We start from the raw sequence: 15,722 nt of genomic DNA, 5'->3' as shown, positions 1-15,722 counted from the left end.
GAGCACCTGATGAACATGCAATCGGATTTTCCGGCGGCGCCACCACCCGGCTGCCCCGCCCATGGCAGTGGCAAGCGGGTGCCGCTGTACGGGACGGAGTTCGCCGCCGATCCGGGTGCCTACTACACCTACATGCGCTCGTACGGCCCGACCGCGCCGGTGGAGCTCTCCCCGGGCGTCGAGGCCACGCTGGTCACGGACTACTCGGCGGCGCTCCAGCTGCTGCAGAACCCGGACACCTTCCGGAAGGACTCGCGCCGCTGGCGTGAATACAACGAGGGCAAGGTCTCCCGGGACAATCCGGTCGTCCCGTTGCTGGAGTACCGGCCGAACTGCATGTTCACCGACGGCGCCGAGCATATGCGGCTGCGTCAGGCGGTGACCGACAGCCTGGCCCGGGTGGACACGCATCGGCTGAGCCGCCATGTCGAACGCGTCGCGGAATATCTGATGGACCAGTTCATCTCCCGCGGCTCGGCCGATCTGCTCAACGATTATGCCAAACTGCTGCCGCTGTTTGTTTTCAATGAGCTTTTCGGATGTCCGGCGGAAATTGGCGACCGGGTCATCTTCGGCATTTCCGGGATATTCGACGGAATCAATGCGGAGAAGGCGAACGAGGTACTCGGCCAGAGCGTGGCCGAACTCGTCGCGTTGAAGCGCAAGCAGCCCGGAGACGATGTCACCTCCTGGCTTATGGAACACCATGCCCAGCTGAACGACGGTGAAATGGTTCATCAGCTGGTGCTGTTGCTGGGCGCCGGGGCCGAGCCGCAGCGGAATCTCATCGCCAACGCGCTGCTGCTACTGCTCTCGGACGAGCGGTACGCGGGGGCCGGGCTGCTGGTCGAGGACGCCCTCGACGATGTGCTGTGGAACAGCCCGCCAATGGCCAATTACGCCCCGCATTACCCGGTTACCGATGTGGACTTCGCCGGGACCCGGCTGCGGGCGGGCGATCTGGTGCTGGTCTCCATCGCGGCCGCGAACAGCGACCCCGCGCTGTCCGCCTCCCGGCAGCAGCTCAGCAAGCGCGCTCACCTGGCATGGAGCGCCGGTCCGCACGCCTGCCCGGCCAAGGACACCGGCCAGCTGATCGGTGTGGTGGCCATCGAAAAACTGCTCAACAAGCTGCCGGACATCGAGCTCGCGGTGCCCGAGTCGAGCCTGACGTGGCGCCCCGGACCATTCAACCGAGGGCTGAACGCACTCCCTGCCCGATTCACTCCGATACGTACGGAAAAACAGCCCGTTACGCAGCAACAGATCCCCACGGGCGACCATCGCGCCCACGCCCAGAATAAGCAGGAGAAGGGCGGCTTGTGGAGTTCGTTCCTCTCGTGGTGGAGAGCGTGATCTAGGTCACATCGGGAACCCATTTCATACCGCATGAATGTTCAAGTGAACGGGTAGGCAGTGTTGCGCAATTTATGTTGGCCAAAATCTAAGAGGAGCTGTCGTGAGGTCTCCCGCCGCCGGCGACATCACTGTCGGTCGACGATCAGCGGTTTCACTCATATCCCGACCGCACCCCCACACCCGCGGCCAATCGAACACCTACCCTAATTTCGCGGAAGCACACGCGATGGGAACCCAGATACCCGCCCCCCGGGGCGGGTATCTTCTCGTGGTACCGGAACACCGGCTATCCCCACCGCCTAAACCAAAACAGCCGTTCCTCTCGATTCAGCGGGAGGTTCGATGAACGGTTTCCGTTCGGGCGAGGCCCTGCTCGGTGACCTCACCACGGGCCAGCTGACCCGGCTGTGCCACGTGGCCGGGCTGAGCGAGGCCGATATGGCCGCGTACACAGGGGTGCTGATCGAGAGCCTCGGGGCCACGGCCGGACGGCCGCTGGCACTGCCGCCCCCGTCGCACACCTTTCTCTCCGACGACCACAGCCCCGTCGAGTTCTCCCTGGCCTTCCTGCCGGGCCAGACCCCGGACCTGCGGGTGCTGGTGGAGCCGGGCTGCTCCAGCGGGAACGACCTGGCGGAGAACGGCCGGACCGGTCTGCGGTCGATTCACGCCATGGCGGACCGCTGGGGGTTCTCGACCGACCAGCTCGACCGGATCGAGGACCTGTTCCTCCCCCCGTCCCCCGAGGGCCCGATGGCCCTGTGGTGCGCCCTGGAGCTCCGCCCCGGCGGCGTCCCCGGGGTCAAGGTCTACCTCAACCCCTCGGCGAACGGCGCCGACCGGGCCGCCGAGACGGTCCGCGAGGCGCTGGCGAGGCTGGGCCACGGCCAAGCGTTCGACTCGCTGCCCCGGGCGGAGGGCTTCCCGTTCTTCGCCCTGGACCTCGGCGACTGGGACGCCCCGAGGGTGAAGGTCTACCTCAGGCACCCCGGGATGTCCCCCGCCGAGGCGGGTTCCCTGCCCCGGATGACCCCCGCACCGGGCCGGGAGGGGCTGGAGGAGTTCTTCCGCACCGTGGGTGACTTCCCCACCGGGGACCTCGCCGACGACGAGGGCGCCGACCGGCTCGCCGGGCGCCCCGCCCTCACCTGCCACTCCTTCACGGAGACGGCGACCGGGCTGCCCAGCGGATACACGCTCCACGTGCCCGTCCGCGACTACGTCCGGCACGACGGCGAGGCGCGGGAGCGGGCCGTGGCCGTACTGCGCAGCAATGACATGGACAGCGCAGCCCTCGACCGGGCGCTGGCCGCCGTGAGCCCGCGTCCCCTCGGCGAAGGCGTGGGCCTGATCGCCTATCTGGCACTCGTCCACCAGCGCGGCCGGCCCCGGCGGGTGACCGTCTACGTCTCCTCCGAGGCGTACGAGACCCGGCCGCCCCGCGAGACGGTCCCCACCCGTGACCGGGTGCGGGCTCGGCTCTGAACTCCGCCGGGCCATCGAACCACCGAGCACACCGAGCACACCGGGAAATCGAACTCCGGGACACCGCACGCCGAGCACGCCGAAACACCGAACGACGAACAGACAGGAGCAGGGGCAGCGTGGAGCCGTACAGGATCAAGGTTGTCGAACCGATACCCGTCACCACACGGCAGCAGCGCGAAGCGGCGCTGAAGCGTGTCAACTACAACCTCTTCGACCTGCGCGCCGAAGAGGTGACCATCGACCTGCTCACCGACTCCGGCACCGGGGCGCTGTCCGCCGCCCAGCTCGCCGCGGGGATGGCGGGCGACGAGTCCTACTCGGGCTCCCGCTCGTTCTACCGCTTCCACGAGACGGTCACCGAGCTCACCGGCTACGCCCATATCCTCCCCGCCCACCAGGGGCGCGCCGCCGAGCGCGTGCTGTTCACCACCCTGCTGGAGCGCGGCGACCTCGTGCTGTCGAACACCCACTTCGACACCACCCGGGCCAATGTCGAGCTGAACGACGCCGAGGCGCGCGACCTGCCGTGCCCCGAGGCCAAGAACCTCGACAGCACCGACCCGTTCAAGGGCAACATCGACCTGGACGCGCTCGCCCGGACACTGTCCGGGCCCGATGGCTCCCGGGTCGCCGTGGTCGTCATGACCATCACCAACAACGGCGGCGGCGGTCAGCCCGTGTCCATGGAGAACCTCAAGCGGACGGCCGCCCTGTGCCGTCAGCACGGGGTGCCGCTCTTCCTGGACGCCGCCCGGTTCGCCGAGAACGCCTGGCTGGTCACCCGTCATGAGCTGGGCTACCGCGACCGCACCCCGCGGCAGGTCGCGGAGGAGGCGTTCCGCCTGGCGGACGGCTGCATGATGAGCGCCAAGAAGGACGGCATCGTCCACATCGGCGGCTTCATCGGCACCAACGACCCCGAGCTCGCCCAGAAGTGCGAACTGCTCCTCATCGCCACCGAGGGGTTCGCGACCTACGGCGGTCTGGCCGGACGCGACCTCGACATGATGGCGCAGGGGCTGACCGAGGTGACCGAGCCGAGCTATCTCGCCGAGCGCGCCGAGATCGCCTCCCACCTCGCCCACCGGGTCCGCGCCGCGGGCGTGGACATCGTCGAGCCCCCGGGCATGCACGCCCTCTACCTCAACGCCGGGCGGCTGCTGCCGCACATCCCGCCGCACCACTACCCCGGCCACGCCCTGGCCTGCCAGCTCTACCTGGAGGGCGGCATCCGCTCGGCCGAGCTGGGGTCGCTCTACCTGGGCGAGGAGGACGAGCACGGCAACCCGGTCAAGAGCGCGCCGTACGAGCTGGTCAGGCTCGCCCTGCCGCGCCGGGTCTACACCCGCAGCCACTACGACCACGTGGGCGAGACGCTCGCGAAGATCGCCAAGAACGCGGACCAGGTCTACGGCTTCCGGATCACCGACCAGTCCCCGATCCTGCGCCACTTCCGCGCCACGCTGGAGCCGGTGCCCATCAGGCGCTGACCTCCACGACGGCCGTACGAGGGCCCGGCACCGGACACCACCGGTGCCGGGCCCTCGTCGTCTCGTCGTCGTACGCACCCACCGTGCACCCGCGACCGCTCAGCCGTTGCCGAACGAACCGCTGCTGCCCTCGCGCCAGTTGGGCCTGTCCTCGGTGCCACGCTTACCGGAGTCGCGGGTCCCGGAGCCGCCCAGCTCGGACGGGAACCGGCGGCGGCCGTCCCGGTCCACCTCATCGGGCTCGCGGTTCTGGGTGACATAGCCGACGCTGTCCTCGTCGTCCTGGTGCCCCGGGCCGTGGCCCGCCGCCCGCGCCTCGTGGTCGGCCTCCTGGGCCTTCTGCCAGGAACCGGCGCGGCGTTGCGGCCGCTGGGGCGGGACCGGCTCACGGGCCCGTAGCCGTATCCCCCACCACACGGCCCCGAAGCACAGGATCACGACCACCAGCCCGACGATGAGCGGCCCCGTCCCGACCAGCAGGTCCCGGGTCACGGCGAGATCCTCGGTGTACGTATCCATGGCGGCCGGGTACCCGGACCCGCCCGGATATCACTCCGGCCGCCTCGGCGTCACACCCGGCCCGGCGTCACCGCGCCGTGGGCCCCTCCGCCGAGGGCCCCTCCGCCGCGGCCCCTTCCACCGCCCGGATCGCGTCACGGTAGGCGCGGGCCGCCGCGCGCAGCGCCGCCTCCGGGTCCACGCCGTCCGCCTCGGCCCGCGCCGCGAGCGCCAGCAGCTCATAGCCGATGCCCGCCCCGTCCGGCAGGGCCACGTCGAGCCCGGCCGTCCGGGCGCGGGAGGCCAGCTTGGCGGTCAGCGCGAGCGAGGGCTGGCCGAGCGGCACCCCTTCGGTGACCGAATCGCGCCGCTTCTCGGCCGCCTTGGTCCGCAGCCAGTGGCGCCGGACGTCCTCCGGGGTCTCGGCGGCCTCGTCGCCGAAGACATGCGGATGGCGGTGGATCAGCTTGTCCACGATGCCGCCCGCCACATCGTCGATCGAGAACGGGTGCTCGGGGTCGTCCTGGGCGATCCGGGCGTGGAAGACGACCTGGAGCAGCACATCTCCGAGCTCCTCGAGCAGCGCCTCGCGGTCGCCCTCCTCGATGGCCTCGACGAGTTCGTACGCCTCCTCGATGCCGTACTTCACCAGCTCCTCGTTGGTCCGGGTGCCGCTCCACGGGCACTCGGCCCGGACCCGGTCCATGACCTGCACCAGATCGAGCAGCCGCGCGCCCGGCAGATCGTAGGAACCGGGCAGCAGCTCCAGGTCCGGCATCGCCTCACGGCCGGATCCGGCCAGCCGCGCCAGCCCGTCGGTCAGCTCGGACTCGCCCTCGGCGGAGGTGATCACGACGGCCGTGCGGCCGCCCTCCGCCACGCAGTAGTCGACCAGCTCGCGCGCGCCCGGCGCGGCGCCCGGCTCCACCTCGACGCCCGCGTCCCGCAGATAGGGCAGCTGCGGATGGTCCGGATCGCCGGACAGCACCCGGTCGGCACCGCGCAGCGCCTGCCAGGCCGGCCAGGACAGCAGTCCGGGCGCCACCCGGTGACTTGTGGTGAGGAGGACGATGCGCCCGGTGGGGGCGGCGTCGGCAGGGGCGGGCGAGTCGGGTGCGGTCACCCTTGCAACGTAACTTACGCCTGCTCGGGGGTACCGCCGGAGGTGCGCAGCCAGGCCTCCTTGGCCAGGACGGCGGTGCCCTGGGTGTTGTCCCACTTTCCGTAGCGGGGGTTCACCCGGATGTCGAGCGCCTTGGAGGTCTGGGTGAACACCTCATTGACCTTGGAGGTGCCCAGCTTGCGCAGCAGCGCGTTGCGCGTGAGGTCCATCCGGACCGCCTCGTCGATCCCGCCGGGCGCGATGCCCTGCTGGAGATACAGGGCGCGCAGGGCGGTGGACCCGCCGCTCTGCTTCTCGGCGGCGGAGCGGGCGCGCTGGACCTCGCGGCGGCTGGGGCTGATCCCGTTGTCCTTACCGGCCCGCTCGATCACTCGGAACTGGATCATCCGGATCAGCGTGTCCTGGTTCAGCCGGCCGCTCCCCGCGACCGTCTGAGCCGCCCTCGGGTCGCTGCTCTGAGCCTGCCGGACGGCCTTGACCTGCGCTTGGAGCTGGGACACGGTGATCCGGCCACCGTCCAGGACCGCCGCGGCACCGGGCCGCGGGGCGTCGCCGCACGCGGTGATCAGCGGTGCGGAGAGCAGCAGCGCGGACGCGGCGGAGACGGTGAGCGCAGTACGGCGGCGGATCATTAAGCCTCCCGGCAGAGATCGTGCGGCGCGACAAACGATCTGGCGTTGATCGATGGTATGGAGTCGGCGCGGCCTAGGCCACTGCTTGGACAACGATTCACCACGGTCTTGGTCAGCCTCCCGGCCGCCCCCGGCCCCGGCAGGCTAGCGCGCGGGCAGTTTCGTGCCGGGGCAGCCGCCCAACACCCGCCGCATCGCACCCTTCTCGGCCCCGGTCACCCACAGCCCGTACGTCTTCTTCACCGCCACCTGGTGCGCCACATAGGCACAGCGGTACGCCTTGTTGGGCGGCAGCCAGGTCGCCGCGTCGCCGTCGCCCTTACGGCGGTTGGCGGAGGCGTCCACGGCGATCAGATTGAGCGGATCGTTGGCGAACTCCAGGCGCTTGTCCCGGTCCCACTTCTGGGCGCCCTTCTGCCAGGCGTCCGACAGCGCGACCACATGGTCGATGTCCACCTTGCTGTGACCCCGGACGAACCGGACATCACGGCCGGTGTACGGATCGTCGGCGAGCGTGCCCGAGGCGACCAGGCAGTGGCCGTCACGGAACCTCACGCCCTCGAGGTCGCGCTTGAGGATGTCATCGCGGGTCCCGCAGCCGTTGTCGTCGGTGTCCACCCACGAACTGCCGAACTCACTGCGCTCGTAACCCGTCTTCGGCGCACGGCCCTTGACTGTGAGCGAGGACACAGCCGCCAGGGCCGAGCCGGACGCCGCGGGCCGGCTCGGACCGCCCCCGCCCTCGTCAGCGCCCTTGCCGTCTTGGTCACCGGCCTTGCAGCCGCCGACCGCCAGCAGCGCGGCCAGCACCGCCGCGGAACTTCGCATCGGTATGCGAAACCGTCCCCGCAATCTTCCCGCCCCCTTCGCGTATCTTTTCGCACAGACCGCCCACACGATAAGGATCCTGGATGGACACGGCCGCAACCGCTCCGCCCGGCACCGGCGCCGAGGGGGCGACCGCCGCCATCAGGGGGCGTACCCGGCTTGTCACGAGGGCAGGCGTACTGCGGCAGCCACGGGCCGATCCGTACTGGCTGGCCCTCGCCCTCTTCGCCGCCTTCACGGCGCTGTCGGTCTGCCGCTACCGCCGCATGGCCACCATGTCCTGGGACCTGGGCATCTTCGAGCAGGCGATACGGGCGTACGCGCACTTCCAGGCCCCCATAGCCGATCTCAAGGGCCCGGGCGCCAATATCCTCGGCGACCACTTCAGCCCCATAACGGCCCTGCTCGGCCCCGTCTACCGGGTCTTCCCCGGCCCGGTCACCCTGCTGGTCGCGCAGGCGGCGCTGTTCGCCGTCTCCGCCGTCCCCGTCACCCGCGTCGCCGCCCGGCTGCTGGGGCGCGGCCGGGGGCTCGCGATCGGCATCGCCTACGGGGTGTCCTGGGGCCTCCAGCGCGCCGTGGACTTCGACTTCCACGAGATCTGCTTCGCCATCCCGCTCATCGCCTTCTCCCTGGAGGCGGTGATCCGCGGGCGCTGGTACGCGGCGCTGCTGTGGGCCGCCCCGCTGGTCTTCGTCAAGGAGGACATGGGCGCCACGGTGGCCGCGATCGGCGCGGTCGTCTGGATCCGCGCCCGGCGCGACCCGGAGCGCGGCCCCCGCGCCGTCCCGCTCGCCGTCGCGCTGATGGGCTTCGGCGTCGCGGTCTCGGCGCTCGCGCTCGGCGTCGTCATCCCCGGCTTCAACGGCGCGGGCTCGTACGACTATTGGGACAAGGTCGGCAGCGGCGGCGACCAGACCGGCACGATCCCGTTCGGCACCGCGCTGCGCACCCTGCTGTGGATCCTGCTGCCGACCACCGGTCTGCTGGCGCTGCGCTCCCCGCTGCTGCTGGCCGCCGTGCCCACCCTCGGCTGGCGCTTCCTCTCCCACGACGACCACTACTGGGGCACGGACTGGCACTACAGCGCGGTCCTGATGCCGGTCGCCCTGCTGGCCCTGGTGGACGCCCTGGACCGGGTCCGCGACACCCACCGGCCCTGGCTCGCCTCGTACGCCCGTCAGCTGCCCGCCGCGGTGTGCGGCGCGGCCCTGGCGCTGTCGTCCTCCATGCCGCTGTACGGCCTCACCCAGGGCGCCACATACGACAAGTCACCGCAGACGCGGGCGGTGGAGCGGCTGCTGGACCGGATCCCGGACGGGGCGACGGTGGAGGCCAACGTCGGGCCGATAAGCCGCCTCACCAGCCGCTGCCGGGTGCTGTGGGTCGGCGCCACGCAGGACATACGGCCGGACTACATAGCCCTCCAGGAGCCGCCGGAGCGCACCGAGCGGCAGGTGATCGAGTACGCCGGGCAGCTCCACCCGGGCAGCTCGTACACGCCCGTGGGCTCCACGTCCGGCTACTTCGTCCTCAAGCGGGGCTAGGGTCTGTCCGGCTGGGGGTTGTCCGGCGGAGCTTGGCGCCTGCGGCGGGGCTGCTCCCCGCCCCGCCCCTTCCCGGCAGCATCGATATGCGGCTCCGCCGCGTGGGGGGCTCCGCCCCGGACCCCGCTCCTCAAACTCGCCCAGCTACCGCTGGGAGGTGCCCCCTGAGGGGCTGGAAGGCATGGGCTTCGGGGCGATCAGGGCGAACGGCGCCCCCTGCGGATCCTTCACCAGCGACATCCGGCCCGCGACCATGTCGTACGGCGGGCGGAGGACCGTGCCGCCCTCGGCGGACACTTTGGCCGAAATGCGGTCGGTGTCCTCGACGGCGAAGTAGACCAGCCAGTGCGGGGGCACCTCCGGTGGCATCCCCTCCCGCAGCGGCTGGAGCCCGCCTACCGTGCGGCCGTCGACGGAGAGCGCGAAATAGCCCTCGGCGCCCTCGCCCTCCATGGGGGTCGACTCCACGCCCAGCGCCTCCGCGTAGAAGGCCGAAGCCGCCTCCCGGTCGGTGGTGTTGAGCTCGTTCCAGATCAGCGTGCCCGGCTCGTTGACGAGGCCCGCGCCGGTGAAGCCGAGTGGCTGCCAGACGCCGAAGACGGCTCCCAGCGGGTCGGCCGCCACCAGCATCCGCCCGAGGTCCATCACATCCATGACCGGCATCAGCACGGTGCCTCCGGCCCGGCTGATGGACTCCGAGGTGGCCTGGGCGTCTGCGGAGCAGAAGTAGGTGGTCCAGACGGTCGGCGGCGGGGCCTCCTCCCCCATCGACTGCGCGGACATCACCCCCGCGACGGGCTTGCCCCGCAGTGACCAGGTCGCATAGCCCCCGGTCTCCGGAGGGCCGACCTCTCCCTCCCAGCCGAACAGCCCGGAGTAGAAGTCCAGGGCGGCCTGTTGGTCGGGGACCATCAGATCGATCCAGCAGGGCGTTCCAGGCTGATAGGACGTGACTTCGGGCATGGGGCCGCCTCCGTATCGCCACTTCCGGCCGTGCGCGGCCGGTACGGGATGCCCCCATGGCCCATTCTCCTCCGGCCCGGGCGTCACGCCACTCGGCGCGGACCGCTACCGGGCGCACCGGTTCGCCGACGGGCCGTGAACGCGGCACACGGCTTCCCGGCCCCGGCATGAAGCCGCCGCACAAGGCCCCGCACGCCGCCCTGCGTACGGCCCCGCGCAAAGCCCCGCGCAAAGCCGGGCGCAAAGCCCCGCGCAAAGCCGGGCGCAAAGCCCCGCGCAAAGCCGGGCGGCGGCCGGCCCGGAGGCCGGCCGCCGCCCGGCGGTGGTGAGAAGAGGGTGTGTCAGGCGCTGCCGACGGCGCTTCCGGCCACCCACTGGCTCCAGTCCATGTTCCATCCGTTGAGGCCGTTGTCCGGCTGGACGGTCTTGTCCTTGGAGTTCTTCACGATGACGACGTCACCGACCTGGGAGTTGTCGTAGAACCAGGCGCCGTCCGTGTTGGGGTCGCCCGCGCCCTTGGTGTCCGACAGACCGACACAGCCGTGGCTGGTGTTGACGCTGCCGAAGATGGACTTGGCGCCCCAGTAGTTGCCGTGGATGAAGGTGCCCGAGGTGGACAGCCGCATGGCGTGCGGCACGTCCTTGATGTCGTACTCACCCTTGCCGTCGTCGTCCGTGAAGCCGACCGTCGCACCGTTCATCCGGGTCTCCTTGAACTTCTCGGAGATCACCATCTGACCGTTGTAGGTCGTGTTGTCGGGGCTGCCGGCCGAGATCGGGATGGTCTTGACCAGCTTGCCGTCGCGGACGACCTTCATCTCCTTGGACTCGGCGTCCACCGTGGAGACCTGGGAGCGGCCGATCTTGAAGTTGACCGTCTTCTCCTGGACGCCCTTGACACCGGACGACGCCTCGACGCCGTCCAGGTCCAGCTTCAGGGAGACGGTCGAGCCCGCCTTCCAGTAGTCCTTCGGGCGCAGGTCGAGCCGGTTGCCGCCGAACCAGTGCCCGACCACCTGCTGGCCGCTGCTGGAGGTGACCTTGATGTGGGACTCGACGTCCTTCTTGTTGGTCACCGCCTTGTCGAACCGGATGGACACCGGCATGCCCACGCCGACCGTGGAGCCGTCCTCCGGCGTGAAGTTGCCGATGAAGCTGTTGGAGGGCGAGACGGTGGTGAAGGACGAGTTCTCGGTCGCCTTACGGCCCTTGGAGTCCTCGGCGGACGCCCTGATCTTGTACTGAGTGGCCCGCTCCAGCTGCCCACTCGGCTTCCAGGACGTCTTGTCGGGCGATATGGTCCCGGCCACGGTGTTGCCGGTCGCCGCGGACGTCATCGTGACGGAGGTGAGCTTGCCCTCGCTCACCGTCACCTTGGTGTCACTGTTGATGCCCGCGTTCGTCGCACCGGCCTTCGGCGTGATCTTGATGTGGGCGTCCGACGCGTCCTTGGCCGCCGCCTCGTCGACCTGCGACTGCGACTTGTGCCCGTCGTTCTTGGCGTCGTCGCCGCCGCCATCCCCGCCGCACGCGGCGAGAGTGAGTACGCCGCCGAGCACGGCGGCCACGGCCACCAGCCCCTTACGGCGCTTGCCGTCCGTCATCACACGCTTCTCCATTTGACCTGGATCTTGATCTGGACCCCAGAAACCCCGGACCTGCCCGATAAGAACGCCTGTACCTTTTGGCCGGTTCCACGCACAGTAAAACTGTGCGCAAGACCACTTAGCAAAGGCGCCAGTCAAGCGTAAGACCCGCCGACACCCGGACCCGCACGGCTCAGCCGTCTTCGTCACCCGGAATATGGCCCTCCGGATACGGCCCTCCGGGCTCAGTCCTCCTCGTCCGGGCCGACGAAGGCTCCGGACCACTCGGCGGAGCGAGGATCGTAGTCGACGTGCTCGCTGCTCCAGGACGCCTGGGCGAGTTCCACCCCCGGCACCTCCCCCACCAGCTCGAACGGCTCGACCAGATAGGCCAGCGCCTCGGCCTCGTCCGACTCCACCATGCGGCGTGCGTGGCCCCGCTCCTCGGCGGCCATGGAATCGTCGCCGTCGATCCGCTCATACGCCGCGCGCCGTAGCCGGTCCGCATCGGCGATCTCTACCACAAGCTCCGCCCGAAGCCGGACAAACCGTGATGTCTCGGTACTCGTCATGCGACGGAGGTTAGGGTGCCGACCCGTCTCGCTTCCGCACGACCCGCAGTTGTCACTACGATCGGCGCACGGGGTCAATTTGCCGCAGCCTCAAGGAGGATGCCGTTGAACGCACGCCGACCGCTGCTGACCGCCGCCGCTGCCGGTTCGCTGCTGTGCGCCCTGTGGTTCGTCCCGTCCGCCAACGCGACCGTGGAGGACCCGGGATCGTCATCGGCGTCCTCGCGGACCTCCGAGGGCTCGCCAGGGGCCGGGTCCGGCTCCGGGCCCAGGACCGAAGCCGTGCCCGACGGGGATCTGGCCGACACCGGCAGCGTGGACGTCACCCCGTACCTCTTCGGCGGCACGGCCTTCCTGGGCCTGGGCGTGGCGATGGTGACCGCCTCCGTGCGGCGCACCCGCCCGGAGGCGTACTAGCCCCTTCGCTTACGAGCCGCATCGGGGGCGCACCGGCCCCCGGCCCGGTTCAGTCCAGGGGGCCCGTCACCGACTCCACGGCCCCGATCAGCTCTCCGGATCGTACAAACGCGTCCGCCGCCGCCAAGTCGGGCGCCAGATAACGGTCCTCGCCCGGCCCCTCGACGCCCGCCCGGCGCGCCGCCGTCAGCACCGCCCGGCTCGCGGGCGCGGGCTCCAGACCCCGGCGCAGCTCGATGCCCCGGGTGGCCGCGACCAGCTCGACGGCCAGGACGCGGGCCAGGCTGTCCACCGCCGTACGCAGCTTGCGCGCCGCCGACCAGCCCATCGAGACATGGTCCTCCTGCATCGCGGAGGACGGGATGGAGTCGACCGAGGCGGGCACCGCGAGCCGCTTCATGTCGCTCACCAGCGCGGCCTGGGTGTACTGGGCGATCATCAGCCCCGAGTCCACGCCCGGGTCACCGGCCAGGAAGGGCGGCAGGCCGTGGGAACGGTTCTTGTCCAGCAGCCGGTCGGTGCGGCGCTCGGCGATCGACGCGAGGTCGGCCGCCGCGACGGCCAGGAAGTCCAGGACGTACGCGACGGGCGCGCCATGGAAGTTGCCGTTGGACTCCACCCGCCCGTCCGGCAGCACCACGGGGTTGTCCACGGCCGAGGCCAGCTCGCGCTCGGCGACCAGCCGGGCGTGCGCGAGGGTGTCCCGGCCGGCGCCCGCGACCTGCGGGGCACAGCGGATCGAGTACGCGTCCTGGACCCGCGGCGCATCGTCCTGATGGTGCCCGGTGAGCCCCGAACCCGCCAGCACCCGCAGCATGTTGGCGGCGCTGGCCGCCTGCCCCGGATGGGGGCGGATGGCGTGCAGCTCGGGCGCGAGGACGCGGTCCGTGCCGAGCAGCGCCTCCAGCGAGAGGGCGGCGGTCACATCGGCGACGGTGAACAGCCGGGCGAGGTCTGCGCAGGCCATGATCAGCATGCCGAGCATCCCGTCCGTGCCGTTGAGCAGCGCGAGCCCCTCCTTCTCGCGGAGCTCGACCGGCTCGATGCCGTGCTCGGCCAGCAGCTCGGCGGCGGGCCGCACGATCTTGTCGGGCCCCTCGGCCTCGCCCTCACCCATCAGCGCCAGCGCGCAGTGGGACAGCGGTGCCAGGTCGCCGGAGCAGCCCAGCGAGCCGTACTCGTGCACGACGGGGGTGATCCCCGCGTTGAGGAGCGCGGCCATCGTCTCGACCACGACGGGCCGGACGCCGGTCCGGCCGGACGCGAGCGTCTTCAGCCGCAGGAACATCAGCGCCCGCACCACCTCGCGCTCCACCGGCGCGCCCATGCCTGCGGCGTGCGAGCGCACGATGTTGCGCTGGAGCTGGGCGCGCAGCTCGGGGCTGATGTGGCGCACGGCCAGCGCGCCGAAGCCGGTGGAAACGCCGTAGACGGGCTCGGGCTTGGCCGCGAGGTCGTCGATCACCCGCCGGGCCGCGGAGATGGCGTCGAGCGCCGCCTCGGAGATCTCGATCCGCGCGGTGCCGCGGGCTACGGCGATGACATCGTCGGCGGTCGTTCCGGACGTCCCCACCACCACAGTGTGCATATCCATATTCAGGCACCCTAGAGAGTGAATCCCTGCCTGTCACCCCGCTGTCATTCCCCACCCCGCCCCTCCCCGAACCGGGGCTCCGGCCCCGCCCCCGCTCCTCAATCGCCGGAGAGGCTCGAACATGGGGCCGCGCCCCTGAGCCCCGCAGGGCTGCGGCGCCGCCTCTCAGTCCCCGTGTCGCCAGGGGCGGGAGCCCGCTTTCAGCCTCTCCGGCGATTGAGGAGCGAGGTCCGGGGCGGAGCCCCGGCGGGGGCCGGGGGGGCGGGGGGGCTGGCCCCGGGTTCGGGGCGGGGGCGGAGCCCCTGGGCGGGGCGCCCGGTGGGGGTTAGCGGCGGCCTCGGAAGCGGCGGCGTTCCGGAGGGTGGGCGGGAGACGTGTCGGCGAGGCGGATCACCGCGTCCTCCGCACCCCCGTCCCGCCCCGCCACAACCGGCTTCAGCGACCGCGCCGCCTTCGCCCGGTACTGGGCCGCGTCCGCCAGGCGGAAGAGGCGGCGGGCCGACGGCACGGGGCCGATCGGATCGCCCGTGGAGGCGATTCCGCAGGCCACCCCCTCGCCCAGTTCCAGTTCCGCGGCCCGCCGGCACAGCTCGTCGGCCACCCGGACCACCTCGTCCGCCGGGGGCCCGACCCCCAGCAGGCAGAACTCATCGCCGCCCAGCCGGGCCACCAGCGCCCCGGGCAGCATCGCGCCGCATATGGACAGGAGTGAGCCGAACCGTTCCAGCAGGCGGTCGCCGACCGCATGGCCGAGGGTGTCGTTCACTCGCTTGAGGCCGTTGAGGTCGCAGACCACGAGGCTCACCACGGTGCCGTCCGCGTGGTACGCCTCCAGCGCCTCGTCCAGCCGTATGTCCACCGCCCGCCGGTTGCCGAGGCCCGTCAGCGGATCGGTGAAGGCGAGGCGGCGGGCCTCCTCCAGGCGCTCGGTCTGGGCCAGCCCGGCGGCGGTCACCGAGGCCAGCACGGTCGCGAAGTCGGCGTCGTCGCGGTCGAAGACGGGGTGTCCGGCCGCCCGGGCCACGTACAGCTCGCCCCACGCCCGCCCGTGCAGCACGATCGGGGCCACCACACAGCTGCCGCGGCCGCGCCGCCGCAGCGCGGCCACCCTTCCCCAGCTGCCGCTGGGCGAGGCCGAGCCGACGCCGACGCCCGTGCCCACGCCTTCGGCCGTCTCGACCCAGGCGTGCGGCTCCCCGCCCGCGGCCCAGTGCTCATGTACGAATTCGGCGATCTCCGGGAAGTCGTGCACCGGGTACGACTCGTCCTCCGGCAGCCGTTCCTCGCCCGCCATCAGCTCGCCCACGTTCACCAGGACCCGTAGCCGCCCCCGCTCGCGCTCCCACATCGAGATCGCCGCGAAGCTGCCGCCGAGAGCGCGGCGGGCCGCCTCGGCCGCCGCGCCCATCGACTCCTGCGGGGTGTGGGCCGCCGCCATCTCCTGAGCGAGCCGCACGACGGCCCGCAATCGTCCGTCGACCCCATCGGGCCGTCCGCCGATCTCCCCGTTGTCCGTCACGACGGCCTCGCATTCCTCACGGCCATGCATCGTTCGCTCTGCTCTCCAGCGTAAGAACGTCGAGAACAATCCGCTGCGGGCCGTTCACCCCGGGTATCCGAGCGAA

Annotated in this window: 14 protein-coding genes; 5 read left to right on the top strand and 9 right to left on the bottom strand. The window is 71.1% G+C overall.

Annotated elements, in window-relative coordinates; all coding sequences use genetic code 11:
• Positions 1-9 precede the first annotated feature (9 nt).
• The 3 genes from LIV37_RS29465 to LIV37_RS29455 all read left to right on the top strand — a co-directional run bounded on the left by LIV37_RS29465 (position 10) and on the right by LIV37_RS29455 (position 4,337).
• On the top strand, positions 10-1,356 hold the full coding sequence (locus tag LIV37_RS29465; RefSeq protein ID WP_020870743.1) for a cytochrome P450: 1,347 nt from the start codon (positions 10-12) through the stop codon (positions 1,354-1,356).
• Positions 1,357-1,701: 345 nt separating this feature from the next.
• The gene (locus LIV37_RS29460; protein WP_020870742.1) at positions 1,702-2,844 is read left to right on the top strand and encodes a tryptophan dimethylallyltransferase family protein; all 1,143 of its coding nucleotides are present in this window, start codon (positions 1,702-1,704) and stop codon (positions 2,842-2,844) included.
• Between the two features lie 119 nt (positions 2,845-2,963).
• Entirely contained in the window at positions 2,964-4,337 is a 1,374-nt protein-coding gene (locus LIV37_RS29455) for a tryptophanase (RefSeq protein ID WP_020870741.1), read from the top strand.
• A 99-nt stretch (positions 4,338-4,436) separates the two neighbouring features.
• Here LIV37_RS29455 and LIV37_RS29450 read toward each other — a convergent pair whose 3' ends face one another.
• The 4 genes from LIV37_RS29450 to LIV37_RS29435 form a co-directional block, all read right to left on the bottom strand.
• Positions 4,437-4,856: a DUF6479 family protein gene (locus tag LIV37_RS29450; protein ID WP_020870740.1), complete on the bottom strand. Its 420-nt coding sequence runs from the start codon at positions 4,854-4,856 to the stop codon at positions 4,437-4,439.
• Between the two features lie 67 nt (positions 4,857-4,923).
• Positions 4,924-5,958: a nucleoside triphosphate pyrophosphohydrolase gene (locus LIV37_RS29445; protein ID WP_020870739.1), complete on the bottom strand. Its 1,035-nt coding sequence runs from the start codon at positions 5,956-5,958 to the stop codon at positions 4,924-4,926.
• A 14-nt stretch (positions 5,959-5,972) separates the two neighbouring features.
• Positions 5,973-6,590 carry a SurA N-terminal domain-containing protein gene (locus LIV37_RS29440; protein ID WP_020870738.1) on the bottom strand — a complete coding sequence of 206 codons (618 nt, stop codon included), beginning with the start codon at positions 6,588-6,590 and terminating at the stop codon, positions 5,973-5,975.
• Between the two features lie 144 nt (positions 6,591-6,734).
• Positions 6,735-7,418: an HNH endonuclease family protein gene (locus LIV37_RS29435; RefSeq protein WP_020870737.1), complete on the bottom strand. Its 684-nt coding sequence runs from the start codon at positions 7,416-7,418 to the stop codon at positions 6,735-6,737.
• 83 nt (positions 7,419-7,501) lie between these two features.
• On the opposite strand from LIV37_RS29435, the gene LIV37_RS29430 reads away from it, so the two are divergent.
• Entirely contained in the window at positions 7,502-8,965 is a 1,464-nt protein-coding gene (locus tag LIV37_RS29430) for a DUF2079 domain-containing protein (RefSeq protein WP_020870736.1), read from the top strand.
• Between the two features lie 144 nt (positions 8,966-9,109).
• Here the strand turns inward: LIV37_RS29430 and LIV37_RS29425 are convergent, their stop codons facing one another.
• The 3 genes from LIV37_RS29425 to LIV37_RS29415 form a co-directional block, all read right to left on the bottom strand.
• Positions 9,110-9,928, bottom strand: coding sequence for a VOC family protein (locus tag LIV37_RS29425; protein ID WP_020870735.1), 819 nt, complete (start codon positions 9,926-9,928; stop codon positions 9,110-9,112).
• A gap of 341 nt (positions 9,929-10,269) precedes the next feature.
• A complete protein-coding gene (locus tag LIV37_RS29420) occupies positions 10,270-11,547 on the bottom strand; it encodes a L,D-transpeptidase (protein WP_121824365.1) in 1,278 nt (425 codons plus the stop codon).
• 212 nt (positions 11,548-11,759) lie between these two features.
• Positions 11,760-12,086 carry a hypothetical protein gene (locus tag LIV37_RS29415; protein ID WP_121824366.1) on the bottom strand — a complete coding sequence of 109 codons (327 nt, stop codon included), beginning with the start codon at positions 12,084-12,086 and terminating at the stop codon, positions 11,760-11,762.
• Between the two features lie 99 nt (positions 12,087-12,185).
• Here LIV37_RS29415 and LIV37_RS29410 point away from each other — a divergent pair, with 99 nt between their 5' ends.
• Positions 12,186-12,503 (top strand): hypothetical protein, encoded by a 318-nt coding sequence (locus LIV37_RS29410; protein WP_167525787.1) that lies wholly within the window; start codon positions 12,186-12,188, stop codon positions 12,501-12,503.
• Positions 12,504-12,552: 49 nt separating this feature from the next.
• On the opposite strand, the gene hutH is transcribed toward LIV37_RS29410, so the two are convergent.
• Positions 12,553-14,097 carry a histidine ammonia-lyase gene (hutH, locus tag LIV37_RS29405; protein WP_121824367.1) on the bottom strand — a complete coding sequence of 515 codons (1,545 nt, stop codon included), beginning with the start codon at positions 14,095-14,097 and terminating at the stop codon, positions 12,553-12,555.
• 325 nt (positions 14,098-14,422) lie between these two features.
• Positions 14,423-15,535 (bottom strand): sensor domain-containing diguanylate cyclase, encoded by a 1,113-nt coding sequence (locus LIV37_RS29400; RefSeq protein WP_121825190.1) that lies wholly within the window; start codon positions 15,533-15,535, stop codon positions 14,423-14,425.
• Between the last annotated feature and the right edge of the window lie 187 nt (positions 15,536-15,722).

Source organism: Streptomyces rapamycinicus NRRL 5491, from assembly GCF_024298965.1.
Lineage (GTDB): Bacteria > Actinomycetota > Actinomycetes > Streptomycetales > Streptomycetaceae > Streptomyces > Streptomyces rapamycinicus.
Note: the sequence above shows the minus strand (reverse complement) of the source record. Positions and strands in the feature narration are given on the sequence as shown.

What these genes read in the sequence shown, in the direction of transcription:
- LIV37_RS29410 (WP_167525787.1), top strand. Translation starts at nt 12,186, where the DNA reads ATGCCGTTGAACGCACGCCGACCGCTGCTGACCGCCGCCGCTGCCGGT.
- LIV37_RS29435 (WP_020870737.1), bottom strand. Translation starts at nt 7,418, where the DNA reads ATGCGAAGTTCCGCGGCGGTGCTGGCCGCGCTGCTGGCGGTCGGCGGC.
- LIV37_RS29460 (WP_020870742.1), top strand. Translation starts at nt 1,702, where the DNA reads ATGAACGGTTTCCGTTCGGGCGAGGCCCTGCTCGGTGACCTCACCACG.
- hutH (WP_121824367.1), bottom strand. Translation starts at nt 14,097, where the DNA reads ATGGATATGCACACTGTGGTGGTGGGGACGTCCGGAACGACCGCCGAC.
- LIV37_RS29440 (WP_020870738.1), bottom strand. Translation starts at nt 6,590, where the DNA reads ATGATCCGCCGCCGTACTGCGCTCACCGTCTCCGCCGCGTCCGCGCTG.
- LIV37_RS29430 (WP_020870736.1), top strand. Translation starts at nt 7,502, where the DNA reads ATGGACACGGCCGCAACCGCTCCGCCCGGCACCGGCGCCGAGGGGGCG.
- LIV37_RS29420 (WP_121824365.1), bottom strand. Translation starts at nt 11,547, where the DNA reads ATGGAGAAGCGTGTGATGACGGACGGCAAGCGCCGTAAGGGGCTGGTG.
- LIV37_RS29415 (WP_121824366.1), bottom strand. Translation starts at nt 12,086, where the DNA reads ATGACGAGTACCGAGACATCACGGTTTGTCCGGCTTCGGGCGGAGCTT.
- LIV37_RS29400 (WP_121825190.1), bottom strand. Translation starts at nt 15,535, where the DNA reads ATGGCGGCGGCCCACACCCCGCAGGAGTCGATGGGCGCGGCGGCCGAG.
- LIV37_RS29465 (WP_020870743.1), top strand. Translation starts at nt 10, where the DNA reads ATGAACATGCAATCGGATTTTCCGGCGGCGCCACCACCCGGCTGCCCC.
- LIV37_RS29425 (WP_020870735.1), bottom strand. Translation starts at nt 9,928, where the DNA reads ATGCCCGAAGTCACGTCCTATCAGCCTGGAACGCCCTGCTGGATCGAT.
- LIV37_RS29450 (WP_020870740.1), bottom strand. Translation starts at nt 4,856, where the DNA reads ATGGATACGTACACCGAGGATCTCGCCGTGACCCGGGACCTGCTGGTC.